The sequence below is a fragment of the Methanoculleus sp. UBA413 genome, from assembly GCF_002502935.1.
In the GTDB taxonomy this organism is placed as follows: domain Archaea; phylum Halobacteriota; class Methanomicrobia; order Methanomicrobiales; family Methanoculleaceae; genus Methanoculleus; species Methanoculleus bourgensis.
On sequence record NZ_DAQR01000118.1, the window covers coordinates 1,243 to 1,561 of the forward strand.

The following is a 319-nucleotide window of genomic DNA, read 5'->3' on the forward strand; positions in this document are numbered from 1 at the left end:
TCAAGGAACTGCTGCCGGAGCGGGTCGTTCCCTTTTAACGTCCCGATATCCGCCGGGGTGTACTTATTAAAGAGCTCCTCGGCTGTGCAAATCCCGCATGGTGCCCAGCAGCCGTTGCAGACGTTGAGCTTAGCCGCGATGTACTGGTGCGCCAGGATATAGTAGGCATTGCCGCCTTTCGGTGGTGTCTGCAGGACCTCTAGCCAGGTCTGACCCGAAGAGAAGAACTTCCCGTAATCGACGCCGCACGGGGGAGAAGGCCAATCCGGGTGGTTCTTCCAGTATCCCTGTGTGAACTGATCGCAGCTGCAGCATGCGG

General features: G+C 58.3%; 1 protein-coding gene. It reads right to left on the reverse strand.

The annotated features are described in order from the left end of the window. Window positions 1-319, reverse strand: a 319-nt coding sequence (locus BP858_RS10250; protein WP_286879434.1) for a hypothetical protein, incomplete at both ends; no start/stop codon positions are given.